General features: G+C 38.2%; 22 protein-coding genes, 1 tRNA gene and 1 pseudogene. 13 read left to right on the top strand and 11 right to left on the bottom strand.

Translation table 11 applies throughout. From position 1 onward, the window contains the following. The first annotated feature begins 108 nt into the window (after positions 1–108). Positions 109–185, top strand: a tRNA-Arg gene (locus MKL62_RS07055). A gap of 120 nt (positions 186–305) precedes the next feature. Here MKL62_RS07055 and MKL62_RS07050 read toward each other — a convergent pair. Then, positions 306–998: a nitroreductase family protein gene (locus MKL62_RS07050; RefSeq protein WP_000007412.1), complete on the bottom strand. Its 693-nt coding sequence runs from the start codon at positions 996–998 to the stop codon at positions 306–308. A gap of 224 nt (positions 999–1222) precedes the next feature. Here MKL62_RS07050 and MKL62_RS07045 point away from each other — a divergent pair, with 224 nt between their 5' ends. Then, on the top strand, positions 1223–1720 hold the full coding sequence (locus tag MKL62_RS07045; protein ID WP_000139385.1) for a YcxB family protein: 498 nt from the start codon (positions 1223–1225) through the stop codon (positions 1718–1720). 39 nt (positions 1721–1759) lie between these two features. Further along, entirely contained in the window at positions 1760–2401 is a 642-nt protein-coding gene (locus tag MKL62_RS07040; RefSeq protein ID WP_000857682.1) for a fumarylacetoacetate hydrolase family protein, read from the top strand. 75 nt (positions 2402–2476) lie between these two features. Here the strand turns inward: MKL62_RS07040 and MKL62_RS07035 are convergent, their stop codons facing one another. Then, on the bottom strand, positions 2477–3271 hold the full coding sequence (locus MKL62_RS07035) for a helix-turn-helix domain-containing protein (RefSeq protein ID WP_000747866.1): 795 nt from the start codon (positions 3269–3271) through the stop codon (positions 2477–2479). 105 nt (positions 3272–3376) lie between these two features. Here MKL62_RS07035 and MKL62_RS07030 point away from each other — a divergent pair, with 105 nt between their 5' ends. Further along, complete coding sequence (locus MKL62_RS07030) at positions 3377–4291, top strand: DMT family transporter (protein ID WP_000392680.1); 915 nt, start codon at positions 3377–3379, stop codon at positions 4289–4291. Between the two features lie 20 nt (positions 4292–4311). Here the strand turns inward: MKL62_RS07030 and MKL62_RS07025 are convergent, their stop codons facing one another. After that, positions 4312–5559 (bottom strand): YihY family inner membrane protein, encoded by a 1248-nt coding sequence (locus tag MKL62_RS07025; protein WP_000893466.1) that lies wholly within the window; start codon positions 5557–5559, stop codon positions 4312–4314. A gap of 287 nt (positions 5560–5846) precedes the next feature. Between MKL62_RS07025 and wrbA the strand changes: the two genes are divergently transcribed. After that, positions 5847–6440, top strand: coding sequence for an NAD(P)H:quinone oxidoreductase (gene wrbA / locus MKL62_RS07020; protein WP_001183355.1), 594 nt, complete (start codon positions 5847–5849; stop codon positions 6438–6440). Positions 6441–6492: 52 nt separating this feature from the next. Here wrbA and MKL62_RS07015 read toward each other — a convergent pair whose 3' ends face one another. The 3 genes from MKL62_RS07015 to MKL62_RS07005 form a co-directional block, all read right to left on the bottom strand. Further along, positions 6493–7068 carry a xanthine phosphoribosyltransferase gene (locus MKL62_RS07015; RefSeq protein ID WP_000543071.1) on the bottom strand — a complete coding sequence of 192 codons (576 nt, stop codon included), beginning with the start codon at positions 7066–7068 and terminating at the stop codon, positions 6493–6495. Positions 7069–7140: 72 nt separating this feature from the next. After that, a complete protein-coding gene (locus tag MKL62_RS07010) occupies positions 7141–7854 on the bottom strand; it encodes a DUF3108 domain-containing protein (RefSeq protein ID WP_000201542.1) in 714 nt (237 codons plus the stop codon). A 157-nt stretch (positions 7855–8011) separates the two neighbouring features. Then, positions 8012–8683, bottom strand: a complete 672-nt coding sequence (locus tag MKL62_RS07005) for a hypothetical protein (RefSeq protein WP_001193958.1) — start codon at positions 8681–8683, stop codon at positions 8012–8014. 230 nt (positions 8684–8913) lie between these two features. Here MKL62_RS07005 and MKL62_RS07000 point away from each other — a divergent pair, with 230 nt between their 5' ends. Continuing rightward, the gene (locus MKL62_RS07000) at positions 8914–9798 is read left to right on the top strand and encodes an energy transducer TonB (RefSeq protein ID WP_000914774.1); all 885 of its coding nucleotides are present in this window, start codon (positions 8914–8916) and stop codon (positions 9796–9798) included. An 89-nt stretch (positions 9799–9887) separates the two neighbouring features. Here MKL62_RS07000 and ybeY read toward each other — a convergent pair whose 3' ends face one another. Genes ybeY through miaB form a run of 3 tightly spaced genes read right to left on the bottom strand, consistent with a single transcriptional unit; the run spans position 9888 to position 12951 of the window. Then, complete coding sequence (gene ybeY, locus MKL62_RS06995) at positions 9888–10364, bottom strand: rRNA maturation RNase YbeY (protein ID WP_000703571.1); 477 nt, start codon at positions 10362–10364, stop codon at positions 9888–9890. A 9-nt stretch (positions 10365–10373) separates the two neighbouring features. Beyond that, a complete protein-coding gene (locus tag MKL62_RS06990; protein ID WP_000122983.1) occupies positions 10374–11462 on the bottom strand; it encodes a PhoH family protein in 1089 nt (362 codons plus the stop codon). 37 nt (positions 11463–11499) lie between these two features. Beyond that, entirely contained in the window at positions 11500–12951 is a 1452-nt protein-coding gene (gene miaB, locus MKL62_RS06985; RefSeq protein WP_000218140.1) for a tRNA (N6-isopentenyl adenosine(37)-C2)-methylthiotransferase MiaB, read from the bottom strand. A 288-nt stretch (positions 12952–13239) separates the two neighbouring features. Between miaB and MKL62_RS06980 the strand changes: the two genes are divergently transcribed. From MKL62_RS06980 to MKL62_RS06965, 4 genes are all read left to right on the top strand, one after another. Then, positions 13240–15183 (top strand): lytic transglycosylase domain-containing protein, encoded by a 1944-nt coding sequence (locus MKL62_RS06980; RefSeq protein WP_000792528.1) that lies wholly within the window; start codon positions 13240–13242, stop codon positions 15181–15183. A 57-nt stretch (positions 15184–15240) separates the two neighbouring features. Then, entirely contained in the window at positions 15241–15903 is a 663-nt protein-coding gene (locus MKL62_RS06975) for a ribonuclease T2 family protein (protein WP_000877281.1), read from the top strand. 211 nt (positions 15904–16114) lie between these two features. Further along, positions 16115–17101: a malate dehydrogenase gene (locus tag MKL62_RS06970; protein ID WP_005127906.1), complete on the top strand. Its 987-nt coding sequence runs from the start codon at positions 16115–16117 to the stop codon at positions 17099–17101. A 162-nt stretch (positions 17102–17263) separates the two neighbouring features. Then, the gene (locus tag MKL62_RS06965; RefSeq protein ID WP_000462894.1) at positions 17264–17509 is read left to right on the top strand and encodes a DUF2789 family protein; all 246 of its coding nucleotides are present in this window, start codon (positions 17264–17266) and stop codon (positions 17507–17509) included. Positions 17510–17557: 48 nt separating this feature from the next. Here MKL62_RS06965 and MKL62_RS06960 read toward each other — a convergent pair whose 3' ends face one another. Next, positions 17558–18085: a hypothetical protein gene (locus MKL62_RS06960; RefSeq protein WP_000021434.1), complete on the bottom strand. Its 528-nt coding sequence runs from the start codon at positions 18083–18085 to the stop codon at positions 17558–17560. 67 nt (positions 18086–18152) lie between these two features. Continuing rightward, the gene (locus MKL62_RS06955) at positions 18153–18758 is read right to left on the bottom strand and encodes a 2OG-Fe(II) oxygenase (RefSeq protein WP_001257515.1); all 606 of its coding nucleotides are present in this window, start codon (positions 18756–18758) and stop codon (positions 18153–18155) included. A 117-nt stretch (positions 18759–18875) separates the two neighbouring features. Between MKL62_RS06955 and MKL62_RS06950 the strand changes: the two genes are divergently transcribed. The 3 genes and pseudogenes from MKL62_RS06950 (at position 18876) to MKL62_RS06940 (ending at position 21737) form a co-directional block, all read left to right on the top strand. Further along, positions 18876–19733: a 23S rRNA (adenine(2030)-N(6))-methyltransferase RlmJ gene (locus tag MKL62_RS06950; RefSeq protein WP_005127907.1), complete on the top strand. Its 858-nt coding sequence runs from the start codon at positions 18876–18878 to the stop codon at positions 19731–19733. A 41-nt stretch (positions 19734–19774) separates the two neighbouring features. After that, positions 19775–20608, top strand: coding sequence for a CDP-diacylglycerol--serine O-phosphatidyltransferase (gene pssA / locus MKL62_RS06945; RefSeq protein ID WP_000180205.1), 834 nt, complete (start codon positions 19775–19777; stop codon positions 20606–20608). 18 nt (positions 20609–20626) lie between these two features. Continuing rightward, positions 20627–21737: pseudogene (locus MKL62_RS06940) on the top strand (DUF6670 family protein). Positions 21738–21840 lie beyond the last annotated feature (103 nt).

Below are 21840 nucleotides of genomic sequence, written 5' to 3'. Positions count from 1 at the left end.
TCTACTTAAATATTTCATTATGGCTAAGAACTAGACGCTTGATGACAAAAAGATGAAAAATGTCTTTCTAAAATGAAAAAACTGCGTATAATGCCCTCCATCAAGTACGCGCTCATAGCTCAGCTGGATAGAGCACTTGGCTACGAACTAAGGGGTCGGGAGTTCGAATCTCTCTGAGCGCACCACTTGAAGAATTAACCGCTATATATAGCGGTTTTTTTGTGCCTGTTTTTTATAATTTTTTAATAAAGAAAGCTGGTACTTGTGATAACCAGCTTTAGAAAATCTAAATTCGAAGCTATTTATTAGCCGAATGTTTTGAAGCGGCTTTCATCATCAATAAAAGCTTTTTCGCCTGCTGCGCCTTCAATAGAACCAAAAACTAGCTGAGCTCTTAGTTTCCATTCTGCTGGAATATTAAATGAGGTATTAATTTTCTCATCAATAATTGGATTGTAGTGTTGCAATGAAGCACCAATATTTTGTTCAGCTAATACATTCCAAACTGCAAATTGAGCAATGGCTGATGAATGTTCTGACCAGATCGGAAAATTATCGGCATAAAGTTCAAATTGCTCTTGTAAGCTTTTAATAACGCTCTGGTCTTCATAAAACAGAACTGTACCTGCGCCTGCTGCAAAGCTTTGAATTTTTTGTTCTGTTCCAGATACCGCTTCAGCTGGGATAATGGTTTTTAAAACTTCTAGAACTGTATTCCAGAATTTATGATGTGATTGTCCAAATAAGATCACAGCGCGAGATGATTGAGAGTTAAAAGCTGAAGGGCTGTGTCTTATTGCTTCTTGAATTAACTTTTCAATCTCATCATTTGATTGGCTTAAGTTATTGCCAATTGCATAAATAGAGCGGCGGTTTTTAATGAGTTCTATAAAAGAGGTTTCATTTGAAGGTTCTAGCTCTTGAGCAGCTTTCAAAGCCACATCTTCTTGAGCTGTTGTTTTTTGTTTGAAGCCAAATAGTTTTGCAAAGAAAGACATGACGAATTCCACGAAAAGAGACAATAGAAGCATTCTATAAATTTAAAAATATGAAATAAGCCTTATAAATATGAATCTACGTTCTATATATGAAACGCATAAGTAGCTTGTACTAATAAAAGCTTTACAGTTAAAGCAAAAATAAAAAATCACTTTTGATTCATTTTAAAGCGTAGATGAATATGCTTTAATAGTTTCGATTTATTCAATATTGATACATTGTGATGACCGAGCAAAAAAGCGCTTTATCTTTACGTTATTATTTAAATTTAGAAGAGTCTCAAGACGGATTTGGCTTGGTGACATTCGGAAAGAAGCAATTCACACGGTTTTTGACACCTGTTATTAGTATTGCAATTATTATTTGGGGCTTATATTTAGGCTTTTCAGGTGTTGGCCGCTACTATGTTGCTTTAGGCGTTTTCTTCTTGGTTATGCAAGGTCTAATGCGCTACTGGCTTTTACCTATGATGTTTAAACGTCAATTTGTACGTTATCAATTTGGTAAGAGCGAGCAAGGAATCGATTTATATCAAGATTATTTTGAGCTCTATGCTGCTGGGCGTAAACAAGCTGTACAGTATAGTGAAGTGCAGACTTTTGCTAAAGGCAAGCTGACTTATATGCTTGAGCTTAAAAATAAAACGGTCATCATTGTACCGAAACGTGCATTTGCTCAGGCTTCAGATCAAACTATATTTGAAAATACATTTAAGAAATAAGTTATTGGAATTATTAGCCGCAACAATAAAGGAAGCTTCATGAAAACACGTCCTTCAAAAATCGTTTGTGTGGGCAGAAGTTATGCTGATCATGTAAAAGAACTGAACAATGCAATGCCAGGACGTCCGGTGTTATTTATCAAACCACCAAGTAGTTTGATTGGTTTAGATGAAGGCATTTCATGGAATCCTGCATGGGGTAGTTGTCATTTCGAATGCGAATTTGTTTTACGCATTGATCAGCCACTGAAAGGAGAAACTGATCCGCAAAAAGTATTGCAGGCCATTGGTGCAGTGACTTTAGGATTGGATTTAACATTACGTGACTTACAAAATGAGTTAAAAGATAAAGGCCAACCTTGGGAAAGAGCAAAGGCTTTTGATGGTTCGTGTGTGCTTGCAGACTGGGTAGATGTGAGTGAAATCACGAACTGGGAAGAGACTAGATTTAATTTCCATATTAATGATGAATTACGTCAAGACGGTAATACCGCTTTGCTCATGTTTAATATTGCTTATCTTTTAGTAGATATTAATCAGGTGTTCTCACTTGAGCCAGGCGATGTCATTATGACGGGTACACCCGCAGGTGTAGGGCCATTAAATGCTGGCGATCAGCTAAAAATGACTTTGAAAGGTGCTACTCAAGATTTTGTTTGGGAAACATTTGTTAAAGCATAATTTTATTTAAGTTATTAAACTTTAAACCCTATTATTAAACGGATAATAGGGTTTTTTATTATACTCAAAATTAATTTATTGATAGAGCTTTCGGAACTGGTCTGGGGTAAAACCCATCCAACGTTTAAACATATAAATAAATGCCGATGCGCTGGCATAGCCCAAATCAAAAGCGATACTTTCTATGGTTTTTCCTTGATTAAGCATGGTCATTGCTTTCATTACTTTTAATCGTTGCCTCCATTCATGTAAAGACATTCCCAACTCTTTTTGACTGTAACGTGCCAACGTTCTTTCAGTCATATTTATTCGTTCAGCTAATTCTTGCAAGGTGCTGTTATCGGCAGGGCATTGGTGTAAATCATTTAGAATTTTTGCTAAAGCTGGATGATCTGTTGTAGGTAAATAACTACCCACTAATTCAGCCTGTATGAGTTGATCTAATAAAACTTGGAGTAGGCGTATATATTCGACTTGGGTTTCATCTTGTGGGTTTTTCCTCAAGTGTTCGAGTAAAGCAGGTACAAGTGAGGAAGTTAATAATATACCAGCTTTCTGCGGTAACTTTTGGCACAGACTTTCATGAACATATAAAGTTGCATGAGTCACTTCGTTGCGGTTAATACCACTGTGTTTGGTATAAGGAGGAAGCCAAATACCATAAGGTGGCGGGGTTAAATAATTAATTTGATCAATATTAACTTCGAGTACACCACTAAACGCATAAATAAACTCACCCCATGCATGCGCATGTTGAGGATAAACTGTTTCTGCGGGTGCATTACGAACACGGAACCAAAGCAAATCAGGAATTGCGTTATGAGCCGGAATTTCCTGAAAATCCTGCACACGTTGAGCTGATTTTTTCATCTTTGAAAATTGCCTGAAATTACTTATGTCTTGTCTGTTTTTCACTATATCATCTAAATAAGACAGTTCTATAGTCAGATTTTTCGCTATAAATAAAGGTGCTAAATGGAAGAGCGCAAAAATCTGGATACTAGAGCTTCGGCTTTAATGGTGCTTTTATGTATGGTCTTAGGGCTGCAACAGGTGGTTCTGAAAATAGCAGCACCAGATATTTCGCCGATTATGCAAATTGCTTTACGTTCCGGCTTATCTGCTGTTCTAGTTTTACCTTTATTGTGGCGAGATCATTCGATTCATCTATTTTCTTATAGACAATGCAAAGCTGGCGCTCTTGTTGCTTTATTTTTTTCATTAGAATTTTATTTCGTCACCCAAGCCTTAAAGTTTACCTCTACCTCTCATACAGTAGTTTTACTGTATACCGCTCCAATTTTTGTTGCATTAGGGCTCCATTGGAAATTTCCTACTGAACGTCTGAATCGAGCGCAATGGGGTGGTATTGTTCTGGCTTTTATGGGGATCATTCTTACATTTTACCCAACAACCACAGCTACAAATGCGCCAGCTCTAGCACAAGTTTTGTTAGGCGATTTATATGCACTTATGGCTGGGCTTGCATGGGCACTCAGTACAATTATTGTTCGTTTATCTCCTTTAGCTCAAGCGCCGGCAACTCAAACATTGTTTTATCAACTATTTGGCTGTTTTGTTCTACTCTTATTAATTGCTTTTTTAACAAATCAAACAACAATTCATTTCACCACTTTAACGATCTTAAGCTTAAGCTTTCAAACTTTAATCGTATCTTTTGCAAGTTTACTATTATGGTTTTGGTTATTAAGAAATTATCTTGCATCACGATTAGGGGTATTTTCTTTTTTAACCCCGTTATTTGGTGTGTTATTTAGTATTTTATTATTAGAGGAAAAACTAGAAATTAAATTTATTTTTGGAAGTATTTTAGTGTTGTCAGGAATTGTCATCATGAGTCTAAAGCAGGGCAAAGCTAAAAGCAGCTAAGCCCTGACTTTAGTTGAGTATTATTTCTCTTCAAAAATTGTTGAAAGTGGAATAGAGAGCTTTGCAGCTAAATAATCATTAGACTCTACTAAAGCTGGACCAATTTTTTCCATCCATTCGTCATCATCATGAACATTTGATACATCCTGACGTAAAGGTAATGGATAAGGCAGTGCAGTGAAGAAGCTCCAAAAGTCGACTTGAGATAAATTGCGGACCAAAACATATTCATCTTTATCGGTACGTTTAACCAGATTTTGCTCTTCTAGTAAGAGAACATAAGCAGGCCAGCGACCAACTTCACCACGACCTAAAATTTCTAATGCTTCTTTATCACTTACGCTTTCACCAAGTTTTTGCTTTTTATAGAACAATTCCAAAATGTCGAGTAGCATTAAAACCGGATGTCTTTTTTGCTCTTTGCCTGAATGAAAAGCGGTAAGAGCAAAACTTACCTCGACACCAAGCAATACAATATTCCAAGATAAGAAGACCCATAATAGGAAAATAGGTACTGCTGCAAACGCACCATATATGATTTCATAACTGGTGAAATTTGACATAACAAAGCTAAATAAATTTTTGAGTGTCTCAAATAATGCAGCACTTAAGCATGCAGCAATTGCTGCTGCATATAGGGGAACTGTGCGGTTGGGAATAGTCCAATATAAAATAAAAAAACCTAAAATTGTGAGAACAAAAGAAATAAGCCAGAGTAAAAAGGCGCCATCAAGTTGATAACCTGTGAAGTTATTGCTCAATAAATTCATGGAAGCAACAGTTGATGAAATAACAAATGCACTACCTAAAATAATTGGACCAAGCGAAATAATGGTCCAGTAACGCATAAAGCCTACAATACCGCTACGGGTTTCTTTTACTCGCCATATTCGGTTAAAAACGGTTTCAATTGAAGTAAGCATTAAAACTGTTGTGACAAAGAGGAATAGCACACCAATTACAGTTAAATTACTGGACTTTTCGGTAAAAGCATTAAGAGCTTTATCAAAAGCAATCGTACTTTTAGGTAAAAAATTACTGTAGATTAAGTGCTGTAACTGTTGTCTGGCAGGTTCCAATGCCTTAATTGAAGAAATAATAACTAAAAATACCGTTAACATAGGTACAACGGCAAAAAGAGTCGTATAGGTGAGGGAGCCGGCTTGTTCACGGCAACGATCCGCTTCAAAACGCTTAATTACGAATAAAATAAATTGAAACCAGGTCTTGTTATAAAAAGGAAGCTTCTTCAAAAAACGTTCTAACATGCGTCATCTATCCCGATTTTTTTAATCATGATGTGGGTGATTGATATTCACCAGTGTATTCGGTTGAGAACACTATCGTTGATGTGGGTAAACTTTAACCTAAAGAATAAAAAAGTATTCTGAAAGTTCTGTATGTATCATCGTAACAAAAGGTAGTAAAAAGCTTTTACCGATATTTGTTACTGTGCCCTTAAAAATCAATCACCTCTAGAATTTCATAAAATTGGCTACGCCAAAAAAACAAAAAATACCGTATAGTGTTCTTTTTAACAAAATTCGTGAAACCGATGCAACCTTACATTCTTGTGCTTTATTACAGTAAATATGGTTCAACTAAAGAAATGGCGCACCTTATTGCGAATGGTGTTGAATCGGCAGGTGTGAATGTAAAAATTCGCACAGTACCTAATATTGCAACAGTGGTAACAGAAGCTGAGCCAAGCATTCCTGAAGAAGGTGATATTTATTGTACTTTAGAGGAACTGGCCAATTGTGCAGGCTTAGCGCTAGGGTCTCCAACTCGCTTTGGTAATATGGCAAGCGAAATGAAATATTTTTGGGATCAGACTACAAGCCTTTGGTTAAATGGTGCTTTACATAATAAGCCAGCATGCGTTTTTACTTCTTCTGGTTCAATGCATGGTGGGCAAGAAAGTACGTTATTAACAATGTTACCTCCTTTATTTCATCACGGTATGATGATTTTAGGATTACCAAACTCTATTCCGGCTTTGTCGAATACTAAAACAGGTGGGACTCCCTATGGCGCAAGCCACGTGAGCGGTCCAAGACATGATCAAAGTTTAAGCCAAGATGAAAAAATTTTATGTGAAGCTCAAGGGAAGCGTTTAGGCGAAATCGTAAAAAAACTTCATTCTTAAATTTATGGAAATAAAAAAGAGCGGGTTTCCGCTCTTTTTTATTTAAACCATTTTATTCTTTTACAAAAGTTACTGTGCCATCAGCAAGTGATTGAACACGCGCTAATGACTCAACGCGGTAACCTTTTTCAAGTAATAAATCACGGCCTGGTTGGAATGATTTTTCAATCACAATACCCACACCTACAACTTCTGCATTTGCTTGATGAATTAAGTCAATCAAACCAAGCGCAGCTTGACCATTTGCTAAGAAGTCATCAATTACTAAGGCTTTGTCGCTTGAGTTGATGTGCTTATTTGAAATAGCAATGGTACTTTCTGTCTGTTTAGTGAAACTAAACACTTTAGCGCGGTATAAATCGTCTTTTAAAGTAAGCGATTGATATTTACGAGCAAAAATCACAGGTACACCAAGTTCTAAACCTGCCATGATTGCTGGCGCAATACCTGAAGCTTCAATGGTAATAATCTTGGTAATCCCTGCATCTTTAAAGCGAGCGGCAAATTCTTTACCAATCTGCTGCATGAGTACAGGGTCAATTTGGTGATTTAAGAAAGCGTCGACTTTCAACACTTGATCAGATAGAACGATACCTTCTGTTAAGATTTTCTGTTCTAGTGCGTGCACGGGAGAATCCTCTAGACGGATGCTTTTTAAAGCAAATGCGTATTTTAAAAAGCATCCGAAAAAATGCAAGCTTTAATTCGTTTTACCTGTATAACTTGTTAATAACAAACCATAAGATGTTTTGCCATCAATATGACTTACCTTGACTGGAAGGTAGTCTAATTTCGGTGCTAGCCAGAAAATTGTGCTGCGCTCAGGTTTCTTATGTTGTAAAACAACTTTCACGGTATCGAATGTGCCATAAGAGGTCTTAATTTTCTCGTTGCCTTGTTTAACAAAACGACGATTTTCAACTTCTTTTGCATCGGCTAGAGGGTAAGACGATTTAAGTGAACCATTTTTTAAATCTTCACGAATCTGTAATTCTGCATTTAGCTCATCAAGCACACCTGCCTGCCAAGCAAATGAGCGCGCTTTATCGTCTTTTTTCGTGCTAATAGTCTTATTAGCAGGATTAAAATTAATACTCATTGTGTTGTTATGGATCAAAATTTTACTGGTACGACTAAAGCTTTGTGAACCAATTTTACCGTTTGCAAAACTAAATTTACTTGTTTCACTTGCAGAAGCGATTCCACCTGCTTTTGCTGTGAATTGATAAGTCCAATTATTGCCTTGTTGACTCAATGCACGTGTCGCTGAACCCATACCTTTATTATTGTAGGTAAACTGATAATTTGCCTGAAATGGGCTCATGGCAAGTGCATGGCTAGAGAAACCTGCGATAAGCAAAGTTGTCGAAATACCAGTTGCGATGCTGAATGATTTCAGAAATTTTGTTGCCATAAGTAAATATCCTTGTACAGACTGATAGGTCAGTGCTGATGCATCTATGACTTTTGCATATTATGCCTGTTGATCATGGAGAAAAAATCAGGATTTATGCTAAATATGTAATCTCTTTGTGTTTTTTAACAGTGTATTTCTTTAGTTCATACCGTTGTTATACATCTTTTTGCTGTATTGGCGTAATTTCAGTGTCTCCAAGTTCATCCTCAGAGTCATCATCTTGATCACGGAAAAGTAAAGCAGCGAGATTAACATTACCAAAGACAACTAATTCTGCTTCACGTACTCGTGCATAGTTGATATGAACCTTGCCTAAAGTTTCAATAATACTGGCCTTTTTAGCAAACCAACGGTTAAGGTCTAAGAAGATCAGGTCATCTTTTTCTTGGGCTACATCAAATCGCTCCAGAATCATGCCTAATGGATCTTTTTTTAGAATTTTGTGATAGTAAAAAATAGCCGCTTTTACAGCAATTTTTTGCCAGAAATTTTTATATTTAGCTTCTACAATTTGCGTGTTACTAATTTGCTCAAAAACAATAAGTTGTTGTTCTTTATTAAATTCCATCTGGATAAGTTTTAAGTCGACCGACAAAGTGGTCTCTAAACCTTTAACATGCATTGTGGCATAGAGTCTTAACCAGTCATGATAAAGATCTGCATGTAAATCATCTAAAAACTCGACATTATTAGTCACGTAGCGTTCTAAGGTCGCATTTAGAAAAGTTTGCGATAATGTAAAATCTCTTTCTTCCTCAATGAAGGCTTCAGCTTTTCGGTAGACTTTATGAAGACGTTTGACTAATGAGGAAAATAGCGTTTGCATAAAAGAACTTCCAGAAGATGATTTACTAAAGAATCCACACAATCTTTATTATGATAAAAAACAGGTTTTGATATTGCAGTGTAACAAATTTAATTGATACATTTTGACAAAATGAAAATGGATAAATATCAATATTTGAAGTGAATCACACTTTTATCCATATTTGAATATCAGTTTATGTTTTATTCGGTAATACCGTGGGGAAAAGGCATCTATATGCTTTTAAGATTATGTTGAAAAAAAGAAGTCTATCCATAGAGCCTTTTTATTATTGGTGGCAAGACCGAGTCTTTATCGCTGCAATAATATTAGCAATCTTACTGCATATTTTTGTGTTGCTCATCCATTTTGCGATGCCTGCGCCGTCAGAACAATCGACTAAAGAAATTGCAATATCGATTCGTCCTACTGAAGATGTGATCAAGCATGCAGACTTTTTAGCTCAAGCCGATCAACAAGGTTCAGGGGCTTTTCGGGAAGCTCATCGGATGTCGAGTAACTCTCCAGCGCCTATGCCAAGTGATGCTTCAACAGGAGAAGCTCAGCTAGAAACTTTAGAAAAAGTGCAGCAACAAAGAGAACTTAAATTTGAAGAAAAAGTACTCATGACTGTATTGAGTTGGCAGAAACAAGCAGAGGAGAGCCAAAGAAAAAAAGCACTTGAACAATTACAAAGTCAGTTTCAGGCAAAAGCTGCCATGGTAGCGAGTCTTGAAGCTCAGTATTTACAACGTCAGCAAGATTTTAGTCGCCAACAAAAAATAAAAACAGTAGATGGTATTCAAGCCAAGAAAGATGCGTCGGCAGCTTATCTAGATAAATTTCGTGAAAAAGTAGAGCTTTATGGCAACCGTTATTATCCAGAAGAAGCGAAACAGCAACAGTTAAAAGGTGAAGTTCGCCTTATGGTAATTTTGAATGCTCAAGGGGGAATTCGTGCAATTCGTTTGCTTGAAAGCTCAGGTCATCCAGTTCTAGATGAAGCAGCAAAGGCATCGGTACGGCGTGGAGCGCCGTTTGGCCGTTTTGATGCAAATATGAAAGATATTTCAGAGCTTCGTATCATTCGTACATGGCGTTTTGATCCAGCTGAAGCTGAATTTGAAGTTCATTAATGAAAAAATGTGGATAACTTTTAGGATATCCACATTTTTAAAATGTATTAAGAAGCTGACTGCGTTCTTAATCGTGTGAGGGAATTTGATTATTCCTGATATGGGTTGGCAATATTGAGTTTAGCTAAGATTTCGATCTCTAAACCTTCCATTTCTTCAGCATCCTCATCACTTGTTTCATGGTCATAACCAAGTAAATGTAGAACCCCATGAACTAAAAGATGCGCAAAATGATTTTGTGCGGTTTTCTTTTGTTCCAAAGCCTCTTGTAATACCACTGGAATACAAATTACTAAATCACCCAACGGTAATGCGTCGAGCATTGGTAAAACTTCTTCAGGAATATCACTTGGAAACGATAGAACGTTAGTTGGCTTATCTTTCTCTCGATATTGCAAGTTAAGTTGATGGCTTTCTTCCAAATCAACACATGCGATACCAATTTCGCAATCTTCTTTATAGCCAACGTGGCGTAAAGTTGTCTCAATAATTTTTTTGAGTTGAGCTCGTTTGAGCTCTAACTCAGGGGATTGAAAGTCTTGTTGTAAACTTAAACTGATTTTCAAAATGAATCCTTAAGCATCCTGATGTTGCAAGTCTGCTGCTGTATCGTTTTCAGCAATTAATGCTTCTTGGCGTGCTTTACGTTCAGCACGTGCTTCAGCATTAAGACGCTGTTGTTCACCATCCCAACCCTCATAAGCTTCAACAATTTTTTGAACAAGTTGATGGCGTACTACATCGCGGGAATGGAAACGGGTAATATGAATTTCTTTAATGTTCTCAAGTACGCGAAGAGCGTGTGCCAAACCAGATTGTTGGCCTCGAGGTAAATCTACTTGGGTAATGTCACCTGTAATCACTGCACGAGAGCCAAAACCTAAACGGGTCAAGAACATTTTCATTTGTTCTGGTGTAGTGTTTTGAGCTTCATCCAAAATCACAAATGAATGGTTAAGAGTACGACCACGCATATAAGCAAGTGGTGCAACTTCAATCACTTGACGTTCGATTAACTTGGCAACTTTTTCGAAGCCCAGCATTTCGTAGAGGGCATCGTAAAGAGGACGTAGATATGGGTCGATTTTCTGGGTTAAATCACCAGGTAAGAAACCGAGCTTTTCTCCTGCCTCTACCGCAGGGCGGACAAGTAAAATTCGCTGGATTTCATTACGCTCTAACATGTCCACTGCGGCAGCAACTGCTAAATAAGTTTTACCTGTACCAGCAGGGCCTACACCAAAAGAAATATCGCTTTGTAAAATACGTTGTACATAGCGTTTTTGATTGGCACCACGTGGATTAATGCGACCTTTTCGAGTCTGGAAATAGACATCCATGGGCGCATCATGCTCATCCATTTCTTCGCCAACTAGTTCGAAGTTTCGTTCAGTTTGCGAAGATTGAATCAAGAGGTGTAACAGGTCAGCACTGATTTGTTGGGACGCCTCTGTTTCTTCGTAGAGTCGTTGCAATAACGCTTCGGCTCTCCCAACAGCATCTATCTCACCATCTATGTAAAAAACATCTCCACGATGAGTAATTTTGACATCTAAACGCTGTTCAATTTGCTTAAGGTGCCCATTATAGGCACCCAAGATGCTCTTTAAACGTTCCATTGAAATTTCAGGAAATGTTACGGTACGTCGAATCGCTGCAGTCAAGAGAAAACCTTTCAGTAGACTTTAGAATACCTCTACATTACGCCACGTCAGGCTCAAGATTCAAGAGTTCACCGTAAACTAAATTTAAAGTTTTAATTTCAGTAATCTCAATCTCTGCAAAACGACCAATCCACGATGCATCGCCTACAAAAGTCACTAAACGTGTATTGTCTGCTGTACCTACTAAAATATTAGGGTCTTGATCAGATACTTTTTCAATAAGTACACGTTCAATTTTGCCAAGCATTGCGTCAGTTTTTTCAATGCTAGATTGCTTAATGACTTGTTGAACTTGTGCCAAACGTTCTTTTTTAACGTGTTCAGGGGTTGTATCTGGTAAGTCAGATGCTGGTGTACCTGGGCGTTTTGAGTAAACAAAGCTATAAGAATGATCAAAGTCTAAGTCTTTGATAAATTGCAATGTTTCTGCAAAATTTTCATCTGTTTCACCAGGGAAACCAATGATAAAATCGCTCGATAAATGCATATCAGGGCGTATTTTGCGTAACTTGGCAATCTTATCGATGTATACATCAATCGTGTGATTTCGCTTCATTGCTTTGAGTACATCATTAGATCCACTTTGTACTGGCAAATGTAAGTGTGAAACCATTTGAGGTAAATCTTCATAACACTGAATAAGTTCATCAGAGAACTCAAGTGGATGTGAAGTTGTATAACGTAAACGGCCAATACCTGGAATTTCTGCAACGAGTCGTAACAATTCAGGGAAGGTACAAATGCCGCCTTCGAATGTTTCACCACGATATCCGTTCACATTTTGACCAAGTAAGCTGATTTCACGGACACCTTTTTCAGCAAGACCTGCGATTTCTGCAAGAACATCATCAAGTGGACGTGAAACTTCTTCACCACGAGTGTATGGAACAACACAGAAAGAGCAGTATTTAGAGCAACCTTCCATAATAGAAACGAATGCTTTAAAACCTTCTACGCGTGGTTCAGGTAAGAAGTCGAATTTTTCAATATCAGGGAATGAAATATCAACGAGCTTAATTTTTTCTTTTTTCGGCTTTTCCACTTGTGCGTGATGTTGATCAAGCATTTGCGGTAAACGGTGTAAGGTTTGTGGACCAAAAATCATGTCGACATAAGGTGCACGTTTTTGAATATTGTCACCTTCTTGAGAAGCAACACATCCACCCACACCAATAACAAGATCAGGATTTTGTTCTTTTAGTTTACGCCAACGACCTAATTCACTAAATACTTTCTCTTGTGCTTTTTCACGGATAGAGCAAGTATTCATGAGCAGAATGTCTGCTTCGTTAGGGTTATTCGTTAACACATAACCATGAGAATCCCCCAAAAGGTCTGCCATACGGTGACTGTCATACTCATTCATCTGACACCCTTGAGTTTCAATATATAGTTTCTTTATTGAAACATCAGTGGTGTGCGTTGGCTGGGTAACAGTGTTTTCTGAGGCAGCTTTGGCACCATTGGGAATGAAGGTTTGAACCGTCATGCAGGCTCCTAACAGATCGATCTAGTTAAATAATAAAATGACCCAAAACGGGTCAAACCAATCATTATAGCAGTATTTTGAGCAGAACAGATAACAATAAACTCCCATAAGCTACACATGATTTATGGAGACAAATGACATGAATTTTAATGATGTTGAATCAGATAGTTACATAACACAACAAAAGAAAGCATGAAGAATAATTAAACTATGCCTAAAGGTGGATAGTCAGGATTTAACGCATTTATGAGACCAGGTAAAAAGAGCTCATCAAACAAGAGTCGTGTGATGAAAAATAAATATGCACATCGTAGCTGGTTAGGAGCTGTGTGTTTACTTGGTTGTTCATTATCTTATGCCGCAGAAGAACAATTTAACGATGCACTAAATGCCGCCAATAGTGGTAATACTGCATTGTTAGATCAATATCAGCTTGCAATGCAAAATGATGTGTTGGGCTACTATCCTGAATATTGGAAATTAAACACGAATTTAGGCTTTCAATCTCCGACATCAATTGTAAGCTTCGCACAGCGCTATCCACAGTCTGCTATGGCAGAAAAGCTGGCCGCGGATTATGTCGAAGAAAAAGTTAAACAAGCTGACTTTGCGTCTGCACAACCAATCTTGCCTTATGTTTCGAATCCTGATCAGGCCGAGAATTGTGCTTTAGCGCAGGTGAGAGCTAAAAGTGGTGATGCGTTAGTTTTTGCTGAATATAAAGATGTATGGTTAGCCACTGAATCGCAACCAGAATCATGTATTGGACTCGGCCGTATGATGCTGTCTAGTCCATTAATGAGTACACAAGACAAGCAGCAGCGCCTGTGGGTACAGTTACGTGCAGGTTTATCTGGACAGGCGCTTGCTACAGCACAGACATTGGGGGTGAACTTATCTTTAGCTCAGCTCAATCAGATTCAGGCGAATCCACTGAATTACTTGTGGTCAGCACCAAAAACCAATGACGTAGATTACGCCTATTTAATTTTTGCACTAGGCCGTTTAGCAAATAATGATTTAGGAAATGCTTTTGCAAATGTACAGCGAGTAGCGCAAGGCACTCCAGAGAGCGTGCAAAAGTATCTCTATCGAACCGTAGCCTATATTGGTGGAACTACGGTAATGAAAAACAACTTTAACCGTGAAGTCCTTCAATATTTTGACGCAAGTTATGGCTATCCGTTAAGTCCTGAAGAAGCTGAAATTTATGCACGACAAGCTATTCGTTTTAGTGCATGGGAAAGTTTAATTCGTGCAATTGATAGTATGTCAGTTTCACAAAAACAAGAAGATCGCTGGCAATATTGGTTAGCGCGTGCGACAGAGCAACGTGGCGATAGTAATTCTAAAAACACGGCACACCGTATTTATAAAAAATTAGCTGAAAGTGGGGATGATTATCACAACCTTCTTGCAAAAGACCGTTTAGGCGTACGATATAATCATCAGCCGTATAATGATGAGCCAACTGCAAGTGATTTACGCCGTTTAGATCAAAATATTCACTTTAATCGTGCATTTACTTTAAGACGAATTAATGCCAATCCAACCTATACCAACCGAGAGTGGAACTGGGCTGTTCGTCAAGCATATCTTCAGCATGATGATGGATTACTATTAGCGGCGGCAAAACGTGCTCATGATATGGGATGGTATGACCGCGCGATTTATGCGGCAGATCGTACAACGAATAAACATAATGATACGTATCGTTATGTGACCCCGCATAAGACCAATGTCGTAAGCCATAGTTACAATGCTGGAATTGATCCTGCTTGGGCTTATGGTTTAATGCGTCAAGAAAGCCGGTTTGTTACCTCGGCACGCTCTCATGTAGGTGCTGGTGGACTTATGCAAATTATGCCGGATACGGCAAAGTTGATTGCTCGCCAGATGGGTGAAACATATAATCCGGCAGCGTTAAGTGAAATGAACACCAATATTCGTTATGGGACATTTTATTTATCGATGATTCAAGGGCAATTAAGTAATAACCCTGTTTTAGCAACGGCGGGTTATAATGCTGGGCCGAATCGGGCAAGACGTTGGCAACCTGATTATCAACCGATTGAGGCTGATCAATATACAGAAACCATTCCATTGCTTGAGACCAGAGATTATGTCAAGCATGTCATGACGAATGCGACGCATTATGGAGTGATATTAGGTCAAGGTGCTCAATCATTAATACAACGTATGAAAGTCATTCCAACGCGATCATCACCTTAGTTTTAGATGATGAATGATGGAACATTCTTTTAATTGGCATAACCAAGTTTTAATTAAATGAAATATAGAGACCTAGGACTTCAATCAATATCGCAACTTGCATGGTGGATCATCTGTGCAAGCGTTGGTTTGTTGAGTTCTGTTTTACATGCGGAACCTGTTAACGTGCAAGGTTATGTTATGCATGTACAGATGACGCCTGCTGTTTGTGCGCTAGATCCTTCTAAACAAAAGCAGCGTAAATGTCTTGAAGGATATTCGCTTACGATTACTGGTTTAATGCCTGAAACCACCAGAACTGACTGTTCAACACAAAGCTCAGCTACACTGTCACCACTGCAAGCTAAGGTGGTCGCTCGGGTGATGCCAGACAATAATGCTCGTGTGCAACTCTGGAGAAGTGTGGGTGGCTGTGTGCCTATGAATGCAAGTCAATATTTCCGTACGATTATTAACTTTGCTGAACGTTTAAAAATACCTGCTAATCTAACCAGCTCTACTAATGTGGAAATGCAGCAATCTACATTACGTCAACAATTTACCAAGCTTAATCCGAGCTTACCTCAAAATGGTATTCGCTTCACTTGTCAGCTCTCACGCTCTGATGTCGTACTAACAGAAGTTAAAGTTTGTTACACGGTAAATGGTCAATATAAGCAATGCTCAAATCACGTTGTCTCTAATTGCCCTAGTGAAATTACCATTAAAGGCAGTTATTAAGAGCAATGATCATTTCATAAAAAAATGCTGACCATACATTGAATCTATTTGTAAAGGTTAATTTGTATTTTCTATCAGACTTTTGGTGAAAATGAGTCGCTTTTACATGCATCTGCCACTTCTTTAGAGTACAATCTTTGCCGTTTATGATGATTTGGTTAAGTAGAATCGCTACTTAACCCGATTAAGGACACTCATTGGAGACAATTACATGAAGCAACCCGTTCGTGTTGCCGTGACTGGCGCTGCAGGTCAAATTGGTTACAGCTTATTATTCCGTATCGCAAGCGGTGAAATGCTAGGTAAAGATCAACCTGTTATTTTACAATTGCTTGAAGTTCCAGTTGAAAAAGCACAACAAGCGCTTAAAGGCGTAATGATGGAACTTGATGACTGTGCTTTCCCTTTATTGGCTGGCATGATCGGGACTGATGATCCTAAAGTTGCATTTAAAGATGCTGACTATGCGTTATTGGTAGGTTCTCGTCCACGTGGTCCTGGTATGGAACGTGCTGACTTGTTAAAAGTTAACGGCGAAATCTTCATTGGCCAAGGTAAAGCATTAAACGAAGTTGCTAGCCGTGACGTTAAAGTATTAGTTGTAGGTAACCCTGCAAACACGAATGCTTACATCGCGATGAAATCTGCTCCAGATCTTCCAGCGAAAAACTTCACAGCAATGTTGCGTCTTGACCACAACCGTGCGTTGACTCAAGTTGCTCAAAAAGCTGGTGTTGCTGTAGCTGACATCGAAAAATTAACAGTTTGGGGTAACCACTCTCCAACTATGTATGCTGACTATCGTTTTGCAACTGCAAATGGTGAAAGCTTAAAAGACAAGATCAACGATCCAGCTTGGAACAAAGACGTATTCCTTCCAACTGTTGGTAAACGTGGTGCTGCGATTATCGAAGCGCGTGGTTTGTCTTCTGCTGCTTCTGCTGCTAACGCTGCAATCGACCATATGCGTGATTGGGCACTTGGTACAAACGGCAAATGGGTAACTATGGGTGTTCCTTCTGACGGTTCTTATGGTATTCCTGAAGGCGTTATGTTCGGTTTCCCTGTAACAACTGAAAACGGTGAATACAAAATCGTTCAAGGTTTAGAAATCGATGAATTCAGCCGTGAGCGTATCAACTTCACTCTAAACGAGCTTGAAGAAGAACGTGCAGCAATTGCTGACATGGTAAAATAATTCATCAGTTTGATGAGTTGGAAAGCACTCTCTTGTAGGGTGCTTTTTTATATGTGAAATTTAATAAGAACAAACAAAAAACAACAAGAAAATATAGGCATAGATATGCAACTCACATCTATTGTTGTTAGATTATTGAAAAGAAGCCATGGGAGAATAACAATGTTTGAACAACAACCGACATTACAACTTTTATTTGAGCAATTGGGTTTAGATTCTGATGATGCAAGTATTGAAAATTTTATCAGAACGCATCAATTGCCGGCTGAACAGAAGTTACATGAGGCCTCTTTCTGGTCCCAAGGCCAAAGTGATTTTTTAAAAAGTCATTGGGAAAAAGATGATGAATGGATTGTAGTTATTGATGAGCTGAATGAGCAATTACATGAAGATAGTGTAAAAAAATAACTAATAAAAAAGGCCTGTTATAGTTAACAAGCCTTTTTTACTAATAAGTTAATGAGTTCTTAACTTAATTAAATTTTTATACCATGGTTCATGACGTACTGGATTGAATATAGGATGTTCATGAAGCAACTCAAGATCACATTGAGCGGTTGATAAATATTTTGTGAGCCAATGACGAGTTAGTGCAGACTCTTGCTGTGCTGCTGACGCATAAGCCAAGAAGAAATATATATCGCCATGTTGATGATGAGCTAGAGGTTTCAAAATTTGCTGAGCAATCAGCGCAAAGCGTTTTTCCTTATTTAACTCAAAATAAAGCATATAAGCTTTAGCTAAATGCAGCGATAGGTTTAAATACAAACTCATTGGCATTTCTTCATATTCCATACGAGCTTGTTCCAGCAAAACAATGGCTTCTTGCAAGAAGTGAATTTGTTCTTGGCGAACACGGCTTAACGTAACGAGCTGCATACGTAATTCTGCACGCTCCAAAGCAAGCTCGGGCGTATTCTCAGTTAAATAGAGTTGGTCTGTTTCACCAATTCTGGACACAATCGCTTTTGTTTCAATAGACATACGCCTTCGCCTTTTTAATCAATATCTTTTATATCGGGTCCATTTAAGAAATTTAAAGAGCTTTCTTTTAAACCCAAATTGAGTTTCCGCTACGAAGCCAAGCAGTAATAGAGAGGCGCTGCTGTTTAGAAACTAAAACCTCATGAAGCAAATTGCTCTGGAATATAACTAAGCGATTAGGCTCTGGTGTAATAATGTGCCAAATATTGTTTTTATCTTGTAAGCGTAATTGGCCACCCCAGTCATCTTGCCATTCAGGGTGTAAATAATAAACGGTAGACATAATACGATCATTTTTTTGCTGAGGGTTATCTCGATGTAATGCGTAGAATTCACCCGGGTTATAACAGGCAAAATGTGCTTCTACTTCTTTAATCCCTAAAAAGAAAGCTTGATTTAGATGCTGGCAAAATGAAGATAATGTTTCTACATGCTGCTCAGCAACAGGAAGAGATTCGTTAATCCATAAAATATGATCGCTTCGGATCGTACTCACCACACCATTTTGAATACCCGCTTCTCGAAACTCATCAAAGTGATGGCTACACTCTTTGGCAACTTGAGTATGATATTCAGCAGAATAAGCTTGGTTCACAATTGCGAAACCATGAGCATTTAAGTCATCTAAAATCTGGTCCAGATTCCAGCAGTCAGGAAGCGGTTGAGAGCGCATATAACCTCATATCGATCGTAAGAAAATCAAGCAGCCTTATTTTAGATGATCACAACCTTACGAAAGAATATTTTTTTCATGTTAAACTAATCGTTGAATTGAGGAATTAAAGTCAACATGAATTACCGTCACCATTTCCATGCGGGCAACTTTGCAGATGTTATGAAGCATGTGCTTTTGCTACAGCTTCTCAACCGTTTAAATGCTAAAGATAAACCTTATCGTTATATCGATACGCATGGAGGTGCAGGAAAATATGATCTATCTCAGGCACCTGCACAAAAGTCAGGAGAATTCCTAACAGGTATTCATCGTCTTGTACAGCTTTCTGACATGGAAAAGCGCCAAGCTCCTGAAGCCATCCAGCAATACCTAAAACTTGTAGAAGAATTACGTGCTCAAGAAGGTAAGGGAAGTTATCCGGGCTCTCCGTGGTTTGCTTTGCAAGGTATGCGTGAAATTGATAAGGCTACAATATTTGAAATGCAGCGTGATGTATTTCAGCAATTACGCCATAACATTCATGATAAACGTGCGGGCTTGCATGAGCGTGATGCATATGAAGGCTTGCTTGCCGTAATTCCACCAAAGGAAAAGCGCGGTTTAGTGATGATTGATCCGCCTTACGAATTAGAGCGTAAGGATTTCCCGCAATTGGTTGAACTTTTACAAAGCGCTTATAAAAAATGGCCAACAGGTGTCTTCGCGGTTTGGTATCCAATTAAAGATCGCGCAATGATTGAACGTTTTGAAAAGAAAATGTTTAAAATTGGAATTCGCCGTCAATTAATCTGTGAAATTTGTGTTTGGCCAGATGACACACCTGTAGGTTTGAATGGTTGTGGATTATTAGTAATTAATCCACCTTGGCAGTTCTCCGAACAAGCAGATCAAGCCCTACAATGGTTATTCCCTCACTTACGTATGCAAGAAACAGGTGGTCATGCCGCTGTACGCTGGTTAGTGGGTGAGTAATAATTAATCTAAATCAATGCACATGTTTGGAATAGAAAATAATGACAAATGCGCCTAAACCAGAGCAAGATTTAACTCATAATGAACATTCTTTTGATGGGATTACGTTCGAAGTGGTTGAAGAAGAAGATAATCCGGAAGGACAAAAAGTGAAGCGCAGAGGTATTTACCTTTGGCCTAACTTAATCACGACAGCCGCTTTGTTGTCTGGTTTCTATTCCATTATTGCAAGTATGAATGGCGAATTTGCTCAAGCGATTTATGCCATTTTTCTTGCAGCATTATTTGATGGGTTAGATGGGCGTGTTGCCAGAGCTATTGGTGCCCAAAGTGCTTTTGGTGAGCAATATGACTCTTTATCAGATTTGTTAGCATTTGGTGTAGCGCCAGCAATGCTAATGTATAGCTGGAGTCTACATGACTTAGGCCGTATCGGTTTGGCATGCTGTTTTGTTTATACCGCTTGTGCCGCGTTCCGTTTAGCACGATTTAATGTTCAGATTGGAGTGGTTGATAAGCGCTATTTTATTGGTATTGCTAGTCCACTCGCCGCGATTATCATTATTTCACTCGTATGGGTAGCTCGTGATTATCCGTTCATTTTTGATTTACGCGATATTGCTATTCAAACCATTAACGCGGTCATCATGGTGGTTGTAGGACTACTTATGATTTCTAATATTAAATATTATTCATTTAAGCAAATGGATCGTAAGCGTGTTCCTTTTGTAGTTATGTTGCCAGTAGTACTGATTTTTGCAGCAATCACTTATAATATTCCAATGGGTATTTTGATTGTATCAATCATCTATGCTCTATCAGGTTTTGTTACCACACTTTTAGCTAAAAAAAATAACGAGACCATCAAAACATAAAATTAGATGAGGTTCAGTATGCCTAAGTTGATAAGTGAAAAAAATCAATTACAGCAACTGAGCCTCAACTCAAATGGGGGAGTTGTCTATCAGCCCGCCAGAGGTTTTTTTAAAGTTGTCTATCAAGGTTTAATTCTTCCTAACCTGCCTGCACCACTTCGTTACTTTAATTACATTAGTCTAATCGGACAGCCTAGAATCCCTCTTTGCTATAACGCAAATGGTATTGTGACTTCTGCAGTTGATACAGCAACCGTACTAGTTAGCAATAGCTTACATAGTGTAGGGCACTTAAAAACTTATTCCATTCGACGCCAATGTCAGCTTAATCCTAGTCGGTATCAATTCGATAAAACTGATCTTATTGAGTGGCAAATCCCAAGAGTTCAGCTTAGACGAATCGATTCTGAAATGAGTTGTGATTTAATCGTCCAAACTCCTTCCGACATTTCGAATTCATCAGCATTGCAGTGGGGAATATCTGACTACTGGTCTATTTTGTGCCACTGTGAAGGTGAGATTTTATATAAAGGTCAGAAATATGAGGTCAATGGATTAGGCCGATTTAAACATGCTCGAGCCTTACATTTACCTTTTTTATCTTTATGTTTTTATACCTGCCAAATTATTAATTTGAATGAAACAACTCAAGTTACACTTTCTCAAATAAGAAATCAGTGGAATATCATTCTATTTTCACGTTTAGATATTCAAGAACTAGGAAAGCCGCCCGTCACGTTTACCGAAGATGTTAATTTCCACATCCACCGGGTTTATCCAAAAGTTGAAACACCGCATGGGCGAGAAATGTATTTACCACGAGAGTTTTCTTGGCAATGTAAAAAAAATGGAAAAGTTATTTTTGAACTCTATGGTGAAAGTCGTGGTGATTACAAATTTGGGTTAGCTGCTGGATACATAGGAAGTTTTCGTTATCAATTAAGTTGGAATGATCAATGTCTTCAAGGAGAAGGTGGATATTGTGAATACATTGATTGTCGACCTTTAAGATGGCAAGAAAAGAATCAAAACGAAAAAATGCTCGATAAATTGCTGCTTTTACAACCGTGTTTATATAAAAAATGAATATTTTTATCATTTTTGGGTAAAAAACGACCGCTTGATATGAAATGCTATAAAAAGGGGTTGCAAAGGGAATGAGATGGTCTATAATGCACATCCATCGGCGGTGATGCAGATAGAAACTTGTTGAAAAACAGTTACTTGTGATT

The organism is Acinetobacter sp. AOR01_HL, from assembly GCF_027855455.1.
Classification (GTDB): Bacteria; Pseudomonadota; Gammaproteobacteria; order Pseudomonadales; family Moraxellaceae; genus Acinetobacter; species Acinetobacter baumannii.
Note: the sequence above shows the minus strand (reverse complement) of the source record. Positions and strands in the feature narration are given on the sequence as shown.